Annotated in this window: 7 protein-coding genes and 2 pseudogenes; 1 reads left to right on the forward strand and 8 read right to left on the reverse strand. The window is 37.6% G+C overall.

The genetic code is table 11. From position 1 onward, the window contains the following. Positions 1-2: 2 nt before the first annotated feature. From CCK98_RS34280 to CCK98_RS34295, 4 genes are all read right to left on the reverse strand, one after another. Positions 3-1,142, reverse strand: coding sequence for an acyl-CoA dehydrogenase family protein (locus tag CCK98_RS34280; protein WP_088091012.1), 1,140 nt, complete (start codon positions 1,140-1,142; stop codon positions 3-5). Between the two features lie 17 nt (positions 1,143-1,159). Next, positions 1,160-2,617 (reverse strand): aldehyde dehydrogenase, encoded by a 1,458-nt coding sequence (locus tag CCK98_RS34285; protein WP_088091013.1) that lies wholly within the window; start codon positions 2,615-2,617, stop codon positions 1,160-1,162. Positions 2,618-2,642: 25 nt separating this feature from the next. Continuing rightward, positions 2,643-3,821 (reverse strand): iron-containing alcohol dehydrogenase, encoded by a 1,179-nt coding sequence (locus CCK98_RS34290; protein ID WP_088091014.1) that lies wholly within the window; start codon positions 3,819-3,821, stop codon positions 2,643-2,645. 208 nt (positions 3,822-4,029) lie between these two features. Further along, positions 4,030-4,686, reverse strand: coding sequence for a GntR family transcriptional regulator (locus tag CCK98_RS34295; RefSeq protein WP_088091015.1), 657 nt, complete (start codon positions 4,684-4,686; stop codon positions 4,030-4,032). 303 nt (positions 4,687-4,989) lie between these two features. Between CCK98_RS34295 and CCK98_RS34300 the strand changes: the two genes are divergently transcribed. Continuing rightward, entirely contained in the window at positions 4,990-5,655 is a 666-nt protein-coding gene (locus CCK98_RS34300) for a GntR family transcriptional regulator (protein WP_088091016.1), read from the forward strand. 227 nt (positions 5,656-5,882) lie between these two features. On the opposite strand, the pseudogene CCK98_RS34305 reads toward CCK98_RS34300, so the two are convergent. The 4 genes and pseudogenes from CCK98_RS34305 to CCK98_RS34320 all read right to left on the reverse strand — a co-directional run bounded on the left by CCK98_RS34305 (position 5,883) and on the right by CCK98_RS34320 (position 11,848). Further along, positions 5,883-7,354: pseudogene (locus tag CCK98_RS34305) on the reverse strand (IS1182 family transposase). A 90-nt stretch (positions 7,355-7,444) separates the two neighbouring features. Then, positions 7,445-8,785: pseudogene (locus CCK98_RS34310) on the reverse strand (IS3 family transposase). A 200-nt stretch (positions 8,786-8,985) separates the two neighbouring features. Then, the gene (locus CCK98_RS34315; protein ID WP_088091017.1) at positions 8,986-10,278 is read right to left on the reverse strand and encodes an MFS transporter; all 1,293 of its coding nucleotides are present in this window, start codon (positions 10,276-10,278) and stop codon (positions 8,986-8,988) included. Between the two features lie 589 nt (positions 10,279-10,867). Continuing rightward, complete coding sequence (locus CCK98_RS34320; RefSeq protein WP_088091018.1) at positions 10,868-11,848, reverse strand: electron transfer flavoprotein subunit alpha/FixB family protein; 981 nt, start codon at positions 11,846-11,848, stop codon at positions 10,868-10,870. Between the last annotated feature and the right edge of the window lies 1 nt (position 11,849).

The raw sequence follows: 11,849 nt of genomic DNA on the forward strand, positions 1-11,849 counted from the left end.
AACTACTTCCTTTGGTCAAATTTTCTTCCTAATACTTCAGCAGCCAGCATCGTTCGATGAACTTGAACAGTACCACCCGCAATGGATGCAGCGCGCACGCAGCGGTAATACCATTCCAACGGATACTGTTTGGAGAATCCGTAACCACCATGGAGCTGTAAACAATCATCTGTAATCTTTTTAGCCGCCTCTGCTACATAAACCTTAGCAACACTTGCCGCATGCTTATCAGGCTTATTATTGGATGCCGCCATACCGGCACGGTACAGTAGAGTTCGTGCGGCTTCCAATTGCATAAACATATCGGCAACCATCCATTGAATACCTTGAAATTCGCATATTTCTTTACCAAACTGCTTCCGCTCTTGAATATATTGAACGGTTCTATCGAATGCAGCTTGGGTAATCCCTAATGTTTGGGCAGCGAACCCTAAACGTACCCCGTTATACACTCCCATTAGGGCTTTGAATGCATTGCGTTCCGTCAAAACATTTTCTTTTGGTACTATCGCATCATCGAAATAAAGAGCTGATTGAAATTCACCACTCATATTTTCTTCAGGAACACCTACTGTAAAGCCAGGCGTTCCGCGTTCTACTAAAATGGCTCCAATATCCGATGTCCTTCCGGTGTTTCCGAAACGAGCGTAGACAACAAACAGATCAGCCAAATGTGCCTCACTAACCCAAATCTTGGATCCATTTAATCGATAATGATCCCCTTCATCGATTGCCGTTGTTTTCATGTCTGTGGCTGCACTCCCTGCATCAGGCTCACTCATGCCAAGACCTACTAACAATTTCCCGGAAGTTATTTGGGGAAGGTATAATTTTTTTTGCGCCTTTGTACCCAGATGATTGATAAAGGAAGCGATTCCAATACTCGTGTGATATACCTGCCTGCCACTTGATGGACAAACCTTGCACAATTCTTCTATGATTAGGATGGCATCAAATAAAGATAGATTCATGCCTCCATATTCTTCTGGTAACGTTAACCCCAAAAAGCCCTGTTCAGCCAACAATCGGGCATTTGCCCAATATTCCTCACCTTCCAGCCAATGTGTCCCCATTTGTAATTTGCGAGAAGCAAAGTCACGTGCTACATCTTTCCATGATTGATTTGTTTCTGTTAAGATCATGTTTTCATCCCCCTATATTATTTTGAAGCGGAATAAATTACTTTAAGATCAGTAAAGAAATCCTTTGCGGTTACACCAATGGAGTATGGACCAACGGCTGAATTTTTCAAGCCACCAAAGGGAACATGGGATTCACTAATGGTTCCGTTGTTGATATGTAACATCCCAGTTTGTACTTGGTTGACGAATTGTTCAACGTACTCCAAGTTATTGGTAAAGCAGGATGATGCAAGTCCGTATTCAACATCATTGGCTATCTGAATAGCTTCGTCAAAACTATCTACAGGAGTTACTGTTAATACTGGACCAAATATCTCTTCTTTAGCAATACGCATATCTGGTGAAACATCAGTGAAAACAGTAGGTTCATAGAAGTACCCATTTGTTTGGCTCTCTATCCTTTTACCACCTTGAACGAGCGTTGCTCCTTCGTTCACCCCGATTTGGACGTAATTCTCGATTGTTTCCAAATGGTCTTTTGAAACCACCGGTCCCAATGTCGTTTCCGGGTTCAATCCGTCACCGATGACATAGGATTGACACCGATCTTTTAAGTAGCTGACTACTTCATTCACTGCCGAACGTTGCACCACGATACGACTGATCGATGTACATCTTTGGCCTGTTGCTGCAAAAGCAGCACCGGCAATTTGATTAACGGCTCCCTTTAAATCCTTATAGTCATAAATAATACCGGCATTTTTTCCACCCATTTCCAATTGGACCGGAATTAATTTTTCTGCTGCCACTTGATAAATCGACCTACCAACATCAGTGGAACCTGTAAAGGTAACTCCCTTGACCAGCGGATGGCCGATTAGAGGTGTACCAACTTCTCTGCCAGATCCGATTACTAGATTTAAAACACCTTTAGGCAAACCAACTTTTTCAAAAATTTCGATGATTTTAGCTGCAGTTCCCACAGTTATGCTTGCAGGCTTAAACACTACAGTATTTCCAGTTGCCAATGCTGGAGCTATTTTTCGAAGTGGTGTAACAATCGGGAAGTTCCATGGGGAAATCGCGGCTATGACTCCCTTTGGTACTCTTTTTGTCTTTATCTCGATATCCATTCTTTCGCTTGGGAGGGTTTGACCGGCCATTCTCGTAGCTTCCCCCGCGGTATAGCGTACTTCACTAATCGTCTTATTGATTTCTCCTAATGCCTCATTAAACGTTTTCCCTTGTTCTTTAGTAATGATTTGAGCTATCGATTCACGTTCGGCGTGTAACTGTTCAGTGAAACGATACAGCAAATCACCACGCATAGGAGCTGGGGTACGGGACCAATCAGCAAACGCTCTTTGTGCTGCCTCCACGGCATTATTCGTATCTTCTACAGTAGATTTAGGTGCTATTATTACAATTTCTTGCGGATTTGCCGGATTCTCTCTTTGAAACGTTTTCATATTTGAAGAAGGAACCCATTGTCCATCAATATAGTTTTGAATATTTATAGGAAATTCGTTTTCCATGAAAATCTCTCCTTTACTTTATTTTTTAAAGCGCTTGCTGCAGAATATTTTTCAAATCATCTACCGTGGTTACCTTAGGATTGGCTAATGCAACCCCACTATCAAATGCTTCCTGAGCAACAATTTGGATTTCTTCCGGAGATAAGCTGACGTTGTTTGCTCCGAGTGTTGGCGGAATATCCAAATCGGCAATTAGTCCTTTTACCGCTTGAACGGACCGTAAAGCTGCGTCTCTCAAGCTTAAACCTTCAACATTCTCCCCTAGTAAAATGGCAATCTCTTTAAATTTTTCTTGATTGGTGCTGGCATTGAATTCCATAACAACCGGAAGGAGGATGGAGTTTGCTAACCCATGTGGGACTTTATAGCGACCTCCTAATGGATGGGATAAAGCATGCACAGCTGCTACCCTTCCCCATATAAATGCAGCTCCGGCAATGGTGCTGGCCAACATCATCTGTGAAGCCGCTTCCAAATCAGTGCGTCGAGCTACAAAAGGTCTAAGATATTTTGCAATCAATCGAATAGCGTGTAATCCAAGCGCTTCTGTGATTGGCTGTGCTTGATTGGACGTATAGGATTCAATCGCATGACTCAGTGCGTCCATTCCAGTAATAGCTGCAAGTCCCCTAGGAAGCGTCGTCAGCAACTGTGGGTCCAGGATGGCTGCTTTTGGATGCAAGTTCTGGCTAAGGATTCCCATTTTATATTTACGTTTGGTATCTTTCAGCACCATTGCATGGGTAACCTCTGATCCAGTTCCTGCAGTAGTTGGTATGGCAATAATATCCGGTCCGCGATTAGGAAGTTTATTCTTTCCTTCATATTGGCTAAGCTCTCCAGGATTAGCGACCGCTGCAGATACTCCTTTTGCGGTATCAATGGAACTTCCTCCACCAATGCCGATTAAAGCATCACATTGATTGTCTACGAATATTTGTCTAACCGTATCCACCACTTCAAGTGTTGGATCCGGCTGCACCTCTTTATAAATTGTATAGCGAATTTCTGCACTAGCTAAAATATTTTCTAAACGCTCCAGTAATCCAGAGTTAGCAATGCCTGGGTCTGTACAGATTAGTACATTTTGATAGTTTTGATCCTTTAGAATTTCGGGTAATTGATTAAGCTTCCCAACTCCGTAGTGAATTTGAGTGAGTAGGCCAAACTCAAATGAATCGATAAGCAGGTTCATGTGTTTCATTCCTCCATTTTGGTTTTTAATAGTTTTATTATCGTTTATCGATAATATATTTTAAAAATAGCATTGATTTTTTGATTTGTCAAAACAAATTTATCATTTATCGATAATTTATAATTAAAAAAATTGAGTTATATCGTTCCAGTGTTCCATGCTTCTTTAAAAAAGAATAGAGTTCAAAACTACTAATTTCTACAACGACATTTCACTTTTAATAATGGGTAATTAAAAACTTTTGTTTTTTTTCATAGTAGACATGTTCATGAAACGCCTTTATGCACCCCTTCAAATCATGTGTTTTAATAGCGTTTAAGAAAGGCTTGTGAATGGCAGCAACTTCAGAAAGATTAATGAAGTACACTTGGCTTGTAAGGTACCAAATTCGATTCAGTTTCGATTCCAAAGTCTCCCATACACTCAACATGAATTTATGTTCTGCCATGTCATAAATTTTTGAATGGAAATTGATGTCGGCTGCTATCAAGGAGTCCAAATCATTGGTTTCACCAGCTCGAACCATCTCCTGGTAAAATTTTTCAAGGGTACTTACATCTCCGTCTTTCATTCTTTCAAAACTTCTTTTAATGGCTAATTCCTCCATCATGATACGGAAACAATACAATTCATCCATTTCGACGGTAGAGATGTTGGATACAAAAGTTCCTTTATATCGTATGCTTACAACCAACTCTTCATCAGCCAGCTTCAATAATGCCTCTCGAACAGGGGCTTGGCTAACACCAAAGTTCTTTGCTACTTCCAATTCAAGGATCCTGTCTCCTGGCAAAAGTTCCCCTTTAATGATTAAATCCCGCAACGCTTCATGAATCTGGTCTGAAAGCGATTTGTTTACAATAGAACTCTTCATATACGCCTCCTTTTTTTAAAATAAAGTCTAAAACAGTTCTTTGATTATCGATAATATATAATCTATAATAAATAATAGCACAAGGGTTAGAAATCGTCAAAAAATTTATTAATTTTCGGAAAAAGTTGTTCGGCCTCTTATTAAGATTTAATTTATATGAATATATTTTTAAAACATCATTCTCCTTCATATTCCGAATAAAGAAATAATGAATGGATATTCATCAAAAAATGTGGTAAACTACAATAAAATATTTATGATTAACGATTATCGGTTATAAATGAGTGAAAAGGATGGATATAAATGAAAAATTCCATTGTAAATAAAACTCTCTCAGAACAGATTTATGAATCGCTACGAGAAAAAATTATTAAGGGAGAACTTCAACCTGGGGATAGAATAGTTGAATTAGAAGTGGCTAAGAACTATGGTGTCAGTCAAGCACCTGTTCGTGAAGCGTTTTTAAAATTAGCCGATGAAGATTTGGTCCTAACTCAACGAAACAAAGGCACCTTTGTTTCGAATTTCTCAGCTGATGAGATTGATCAATTATATGATTTTCGCTTAACGCTGGAGGAATTTGCTATTAAAAGAGTTTTTGAAAGATTGACTGACAAAGATATAGAAGAACTCGAAAATTATTATCATGACATGGTTAATGCTGGAGTAAACAATGATTTAGAAAAAATTAGGATTGCTGATGAAGACTTCCACACTAAAATATATAAAACGGCAGACCATAAATTCCTGTTTAATGTTTGGGTATCCTTGTCCTCCAAACTAAGTCGGATATGGTACCTTAACAGTCAAGTGTATTTTACTGATCTGTCCGAATTAGCCAGCATTCACGAATCCATATTAAAGGCTTTCCAGAACAGGGATTTGAATGGCTGCATAAAGGCATTTCATCAACACGTTAACTATGAGCGCAAGCAAAGAGCTTCCCTACCTTTAAGTTCAGCAGACTAATCCAATAACCTAAAATTAATACAAGAATGAAAAGAAAAAAGGCTTACCTCAGTTAAAGTGTACCCGTTGTAAAGGACATTTTAAAAAAAGACCTAGTCAGTTTCAAGAAGATGATCTCTGTATTGAACGAGGGCACTGAAAAACATTACTTTTTTAGTGATTTATGTGTTTACATCAAAAAAAATAGGCAACTTCTTGTACGATTTCGAACAAGAATTTGCCTATTTCTATTCTCCTTTACTATTTTTTTCTTTTAAAAGCGTAATGATTCGTTTGAAATTGACGGCGAATATAGTTGTTGCACCTTGTATTTCCATACCAAATAGACCCGAGGCTGATGCCGTATTATACCCGTGTCCATGTTTTAATTCACTATTTTTTGCTTCAATTTTATACCGTGAACGTGAGAGTTCTTTAAACTCTTCGCTGTTTTGGAATGCTTCCTGTTCCTTATGTTCAGTTGATTTGATTGAAACAGAATACGTTTTACTTTTCGCTCCTCCTTTCAACATCCTTTACGGAAAGGACATATTTTACATTTTTCAATATCAAAATAATAAACTTGTTGTTGGTTGTTACTTTTATTTTTCTTCCCTATCAGTGCTTTACGAAGTGCCATGTGACCAGCTTTACACACATACATTCCCGCATCTTTATTGAAATCAAATTCATCTTCCTTCGCACGTTTCCCATGTGTGATTAGTGGATTCAGTTTAGATACAAGTTGAAATGCCTCTTTTTTTGCATACTGGATATTATCTTTTTCAGAATAAGCTGTATCTCCAATGACTGTATTTATTACCAGGCCTGCTTTTTTACTTTTCTTAACTAATTCTTCAAGATATTTTCCATCACTTTTCTCTCCGGTTGTTACAACTGCAGCTGTAATGATCCGTTCATCACTCATCGCAATATGTGTTTTAAAGCCAAAGAAAGAGGACTCAGCTGATTTATGTCCAACACGAGCATCAGGGTCCGTTGAATAGCTCAGCTTTTCATTATAATCTTCTATGACTTCTTTTAAGACATTTAGTTTATCTTTTACAGCTGGAATTACCTCAATTTGCGGTTGGGATTCAACTACCTGGATAACTTGAAGACAATAATCTACTTCATCTTTTACTTCGTTAGAAGTCGGTTTCGATGGGAATTTTTCTTTTATTGATTCATCTATTTGATAAACAGCTTTTCGCAAATTATTTGACTTCTCTTGTATAAATTCTTTAGGTGATTTTTGATTGTAGCGTGCTTTTGTATGTGTGGCATCCACGATTATTTCATTACTCTTAATGATTTCTTTTTCTAAGGCAACCTCAACGGTCTTGCCAATAAGCATATCTAATAAACTCACATCTTGGAGACGGAGCTTACGGAATTTAGTCAATGAACTAGGATTAATAACAGGTTCTTCTGGTGCCATATCTAAAAAATATTTAAACGACATATCATATTTAGAACGTTCAACCACATCTACATCGGATAAATCAAAAATTGATTTTAATAGTAAATATTTAAACATACGAATAGGTGGCACTGCATTACGACCATTATCAAGACAATATTTATTTTTTAGTTCTTTTAAAATGAAAGAGAAGTCAACAAGTTCATTGATTTGACGAAGCATATTATCCTTTGGCACAACAATATCGTAAATTGCCATAAATGGACTAAGATTGAGAGATTCTTGGTTTGAAATCATTTTGGAAATCACCTACATACAATTAATATTATTAATTATAAAATAAAAAGGCAGTTGAAAGTTCGATTCAATTGAACTTTCAACTGCCTTTTATAAATATTGGACTTTTTCAGTGCCCTCGTATTGAACAGGGGTCATCTTATTTAAGTTCCATTGGTATCTGTAGTTATTGTAATAGATCATATATTGCTTAATTTCACACTTTAGTTCGTCTAAATTCGAACATGGCTTAATAGAGGCCACATCCTTAAAATGGCCATAGAATGATTCCTGCGGAGCGTTATCCCAACAATTTCCTCGTCTTGACATAGATTGACGCAATCCAAGCTTCTTCACTAATTTTTGAAAGTCAGGGTGTGTATAGTGAGTACCTTGATCGGAGTGAATCAATGCATTCTCTGCTTTTCTAAAGTTTCGATTCTTCTTTAACTTAAGAAGGGTGTCTGTAGCTAAATCCATCGTGATACGGTCTGACACATGATAGGCCACGATTTCATTAGTGGAGCTATCTTTAATTGTCGATAAGAAGGCCTTCTGGCCCTTTCCGTAAAATAAATATGTAATATCAGTTAGGAGGACTTTGCCTGGGACTTCCTGCCTAAATTGTCGGTTCAATAGGTTCGGCACAACTCGATGTTCCTGTGTGGCTTTCATCATACGTTTATATGGATTTGCCTTCCGAATGGGGCAGATAATGGCGTACTTATTCATAATTCTTCGAATCCGCTTCAAATTGTACTCAACATTAAATTGACCCGCCAAAGTCATTTTGATTCGACGTGCCCCTTTTTTACGGCCCTTAAAATGAAAGGCTTTCAATATTACTTCTTTTACGATTTCATCCTGTTCATCTTTTTGTTTTTTTCGTTCTTGAGATTTTGCAGAGAAATAATTATAGTAGCCAGAACGTGAGACTCCAGCGACATCACATAAATAGCTCACCATATTTTTTAATTCGTACTTCTCAATAATTGAACGAATGAGGATAAACTTTTGGTCAGCTGATAAAGATATTTCTTTTTCTTCAGCCCCCTTTCTGCAAATCGTATCTTTTTTAAAAGATCATTTTCCGCCTTTAATAAATTGTGTTGAGCTTCTAATCTTGGCGTATTTCTCCTCTAATGTAAGTTCTCTTTCACAAGGTCTTCCTGAGTTCTCAGTTCTAGTATCACGCAGCCCAGATACACCATTCTCTCGGTAGGTTGCACGCCATCTCTTGCCTGATGATCTAACTCTGTCAATTCCAATAACGTCTATATCGAATCCACATTCCTCAAATATCTGTCTAGGTAATTTCCCCTTATCATTTTCTGCAATAAAAATATGCTTAAATTCATCGGTGTAAGTAATCCCCTTTGGACTAACTGACTTAACATAAGGGTTATTTGAAAGTAAATTAATCTCTTTCTCTGTAAATACTTTTTTACTCATTTCTAGCTATTCCCCAATCCCCATTTTTTCTTAATTATACAAAAAAGTACCCGATAGGTAGACTTTTTTATAAGTGTCTACACTATCGGGTACATTTTAAGTTCATAAACCTGAGATTGGCCTTTTTTCTTTTGTCTGCAGTTTATACCAATTTTATTATTGTTTGTTATACAAACTTATGCATACCTTTTTTATATTTTTTATTGGGCACTCGCACTTTGTGTAAGTTCCTTATTGGACACATTTGCTTGTATCGGCTTTACAAAAAAGGCTACAGCAAGTGCACCAATAACACCCAATCCTCCCGCAAGGAGAAAAGCACTTGTAAAATGTCCAGTATATTGGACAATAAATCCAGTCACAGATGGACCTATAATTCCGGAAATATTGGCCAGACCATGAACAAATCCACTGACCCCCCCGACCTTATCACCGGTGACTAAATCCTGAATAATGGACCAATAAATCGAGGCGGTTAAGTATGTGAAGCAAATTCCGAGCGCCATTAATGCAACAATACTGTTCAGAGATGAAGCTAATCCTGTTAAACCAACACATACAGCTGCACCTAGCAAAAATGTGACTAACACCAATTTTCGTGAAAGCATAAGTTTCCCTGTTTTCTTGTATAAAAAGTCTGTAAGAATACCTCCGCCAATCAATCCCACTGCACCAAAAGCCCAAGGAATCATGGTTACTACACTCATTTTCATAATACTTAAACCTTTAGCCATAGTTAGATAGCTTGGAAACCAGGTCAAGAAGAAAAAGATGATGTAGTTATAAGCAAAGAAGGATAACGCCATTACTAATATAGTAGGTTGTTTAATATAATAAGAAAGTGGAAGACTCGTTGAGGATGACGCTTCTCCTTGTAATTGTCCTTCTCTAATCACTTTCAGTTCAGCTTTGGTCACTTTTGGATGCGTTTCCGGACGGTCTGTGACTGTTTTCACCCAGAGAAGAGTCCATAATAACCCGATCAAAGTAATGATTACAAATGACCACTCCCAACCGAAATTCAGTGCAATTAAGCCCACAATGGGTCCCGATATTGCACCACCTAATGGAAGACCTGCTTGATTGATCCCAATAGCACGTGCCCTTTCCTTAATCGGGAACCAATTGTTAACCGCTTTATTCGCAGTAGACGAAAAAGGACCTTCTCCAACACCAAACATTAAACGGACAATAAACAAAGAGAAAAAGTTAAAAGTAACTGCTGTTAAACCGCAAAAAATGGACCAGACCACCATGGATACACTAAAAACTTTCCTTGGTCCGTAAACATCCGAAAAATATCCTCCTATGAAATTAAACAATGCGTATCCAATAAAGAAACTGCTGAGAATAAGCCCCATTTCAGCTGGTTCCAGATGAAATCGCTTTGATATAAAAGGCATTGCTACAGATAAGGCACTACGGTCAATATAATTAATGATTGCTGCAAGAAAGAGCATAAAGACAATATACCATCTGAAATTACGAAACATACCAAACCATCCCCTATTATTTTTTTTAACAATCGTGGTTATCTGTGTCTCTGCCTAAGGTGAAATAGGAATTCTGTTTTGAAGCGCTTTCAATATTGAATAAAAAAACATATAAAAAGCATCTTTTAAATAAAAATATAATCGATAATATATACTTTACGGTACCATGGAGAGTGGAAATTAGCAATATTTATATTATATTGTTGTTATTAAAATTATGTTTTTAAAGTATTTAATTTTGATAAAGTTTAAGGATAAAATACTTAAATGTTAATGATAGATTTAGAGTCCGAAAGTCGACGAGATTAGTTGTCCCAGAATGAACGAATTTCTACCCAAGCGTAGTCTAAAAGGGAGAGTCACGCCAACAACTCTACCTTTATGACCCGTTAGACCATTTGATCATCAATAATTCGAAATCTATTTCTGTACTTTATATAATATAAGTAAACAATGAGACGCATTGTAAAGGAGAAGGAATCAACTCACCCCATATGTAATACGGTCCACATTTGTTAAATTATAGTTATCAGTAAAAAACTTAAGCTATTTCCTTTCCCTTGAAACAATTATTAAATCTATAGGATTATTATTTGACTTGACTTAGTAATATATTGGAAAATTCATTTGTCAATTGTGGAACAATCTCGAATAAATCTCCTACGATCCCATAATCAGCCACTTCAAAAATTGGCGCCTCCGGGTCTTTATTTATGGCAACTATAAATTTGGAATTGGAAATGCCAGCAACATGTTGGATTGCACCTGAAATTCCACAGGCAATGTATAAATCAGGTGTTACCACTTTCCCGGTTTGACCGATCTGCAACGAGTAATCACAGTAATCAGCATCGCAAGCTCCACGTGAAGCTCCCACAGCTCCGTTTAGTACATCTGCCAATTCTTGTAAAACTTTAAAGCCTTCAGCACTTTTTACTCCTCTCCCGCCTGAGACAATCACCTTGGCTTCCGTTAAATCAACTTTTTCAGCTGCCTTTCGAACTATCTCTTTGATTAGCAGGGTAAGAGAAGGCTTCTCAACTGCATACGAAATGGTCAACGCCTCAGTAGCATGCTGGATAGGTGTTATATTATTAGGACGAATAGTTACACATATAGGACCACTATTAAACTTTTTCTTTTCAAATAGTTTCCCAGAAAAAATAGAGCGTGTAACCACAATCTCTTTGCTAGCATCCAAATTGATATCAATACAATCACTAGCCAAACCCAATTCCAATCTTGCCGCCACCCGGGGAGCAAGGTCTCTGCCATTTCCAGTATGGCCCATAATAATAACATCAGGTTGAGTTTCTTGTATAAGTTTCACCACAGCATGAGTATATAATTCAGGAAGGTATTCATCATAATCGGAATCTTCTACTTTATATATCTGTTCAGCACCATATTGTGAAAGTAAATCTACCTGTTGAGCAGCTTGCGTTCCCATAATAACGGAAATGACCTTCCCTGCCCCTGCAACTTGCTTCGCAGCGGTTAGGGCTTCTAAGGAAACATTACGTATTTTCTGCCCTTTCATTTCTGTGATAACCAGAACTTTTCTGTCCATA

The organism is Bacillus sp. OV166 (assembly GCF_900177675.1).
Classification (GTDB): domain Bacteria; phylum Bacillota; class Bacilli; order Bacillales; family Cytobacillaceae; genus Neobacillus.